2 protein-coding genes are annotated in these 2062 nt (G+C 40.0%); both read left to right on the top strand.

Annotated elements, in window-relative coordinates:
* The first annotated feature begins 176 nt into the window (after positions 1-176).
* Positions 177-1034 (top strand): IS630 family transposase, encoded by an 858-nt coding sequence (locus tag BUB56_RS19130; protein ID WP_110942831.1) that lies wholly within the window; start codon positions 177-179, stop codon positions 1032-1034.
* A 203-nt stretch (positions 1035-1237) separates the two neighbouring features.
* On the top strand, positions 1238-1912 hold the full coding sequence (locus tag BUB56_RS19120) for an IS1096 element passenger TnpR family protein (RefSeq protein WP_110942829.1): 675 nt from the start codon (positions 1238-1240) through the stop codon (positions 1910-1912).
* Positions 1913-2062 lie beyond the last annotated feature (150 nt).

The following is a 2062-nucleotide window of genomic DNA, read 5'->3' as shown; positions in this document are numbered from 1 at the left end:
GAGATTTTGATGTTGTAAAGGTCTTCAAGTGCTTGTGCCGTTTTCCGAAGGGAAAGGCCTAGTACATTGTCTTACAAATTCCTTCCCTAAAAGGGAAAGTATAATAATGACATAAAAGTGAACAAAAACCTAGAAATACCAAGGCAAATTTGATAAAATGTTGCTAAAATAGTGGCATGCCAAAGATAAAGAAAACAATCAGATTAACAGAAGAAGAAAAGGAGCAACTGATAAAGGTTGTAAACGGTCAAAAATCAGAACAAAGGCTGGTTTTACGGTCATCAATCATCCTGATGCTGGCGGGCGGTCAAAGTGAGAAAGAGGTGGCAAAAGAGTTAGGTGTTGATATCAAAACTGTTCGTAAATGGCGGGACAGATATACTGTCGGAGGCTTTGATGCACTAAAGGATTTACCACGCAGCGCTGCTCCTGGAAAGTTTTCAATTGTTCAAAGATGTGAGGTTATCGCAATTGCATGTGATAAACCAAAAAACTATGGATACCACACGCATAACCAGTGGAATTTGGATATACTTACAGATGCGGTCAATAAAAGCATAAAAAACATTGAAATGAGCCGTTCGAGTGTTGCGCGAACACTCAATATGAATGAATTAAAGCCTCATAAATTCAGGATGTGGCTTCATAGTAAGGATCCAAAATTCAAAGAAAAGGTCAACAACATTGTATCTTTGTATGTGAATCCACCTAAAGATGCTGTAGTGCTTTGTATAGATGAAAAAACGGGAATGCAGGCAACAGAAAGAATCGTGGAGACCGTAATGCCCAAACCCGAGCATACAGGAAGATACGAATATGAGTATGTACGGCACGGCACACAGGCTTTAATAGCTGCATTTGATATCAAAACCGGTAAAGTTCTTGCACAATGTAACGATACCCGGACAGCGGAAGATCTGTTGGCTTTTATGGAGGAAGTAGCCAGAGCGTATTGCGAGGAAAAGAAGATACATGTTATATGGGATAACCTCAATATCCACAAGGATGTACGCCCAAACATGCCTCCTGGGTAAATCAGATTGAGGTATTTTTCTCGATATTGAATAGAAGATGCCTGAGGCTGTCAAGCTTTCGTAGCAAAGAGGAATTGAGAGAAGCCGTCATGATGTTTATCCGGATATGGAACGAAAAAGAAGGACATCCTTTTAAGTGGAAATTTAAAAGGTATCCCATGCAGAGCAAATCACAATAGGGCAGTTGAAGGAAGGAATAAAAGATGAAGAAGACAAACGAAGGTATTAAGTGTAATTATTGTGGTGAAGTTTTCGGAAAGGTTGCCATCAAGAGACATTTAGAGAAGTGTAAGATTAGAGAAGAAAAAAATCAGCCTGGAGAAGAGGTATACTACTGGATCCAGGTTCAGGGCTACTATCAGAAGGAATATTGCATGTATTTGGATGTATCAGCTAATGCTTCTTTAAAGGACTTGGACCAGTTCCTAAGAGACAAGTGGCTGGAGTGCTGTGGACACTTAAGCATGTTTAAAATCGACGGCGAGGTTTACGATTCCGACCCTGATCCAGATGCTATGTTTGGAAGCATCAAGAGCATGAAAGTGAAGTTGAAGGATGTTTTGTATGAAGGACTTGAATTTATACATGAATATGATTTCGGCTCAACTACGGTATTGAAACTAAAGGTACTATCAAAAAGAACAGGAGCAAAGAGAAAAGAAAAAGTAGTACTAATGGCACGAAACCTTCCCCCTGCTTTTGCTTGTGTGGAGTGTGGGAGACCCGCAACACAATTATGCAGTTGCTGTATTTATGAAGACTATGCATTTTATTGTGATGAATGTGGCGAAGAGCATGAATGTGGTGAGGATATGATGCTATCCGTAGTCAATTCTCCCAGGATGGGGGTTTGCGGTTATTGCGGGGAAGAAGATTGATACCCCCTGCTATATTTGGAAGAATCGTACAGGAATGAATTTGTAGAATGTTGTACTAGATTGACATGAAAGGTCAGGCATAAGGACATGATATGAGCATTTTTCTTGCGAAACTTGAGAGAGGAAGCATTTTTTGGCAGAGAATCTAAG

The organism is Geosporobacter subterraneus DSM 17957 (genome assembly GCF_900142145.1).
Classification (GTDB): Bacteria; Bacillota; Clostridia; order Peptostreptococcales; family Thermotaleaceae; genus Geosporobacter; species Geosporobacter subterraneus.
The sequence above is the reverse complement of the archived record's forward strand: the minus strand, read 5'-3'. Positions and strand labels throughout refer to the sequence as shown.

Coding starts and splice junctions, on each gene's coding strand:
- BUB56_RS19120 (WP_110942829.1), top strand. CDS start 1,238: ATGAAGAAGACAAACGAAGGTATTAAGTGTAATTATTGTGGTGAAGTT.
- BUB56_RS19130 (WP_110942831.1), top strand. CDS start 177: ATGCCAAAGATAAAGAAAACAATCAGATTAACAGAAGAAGAAAAGGAG.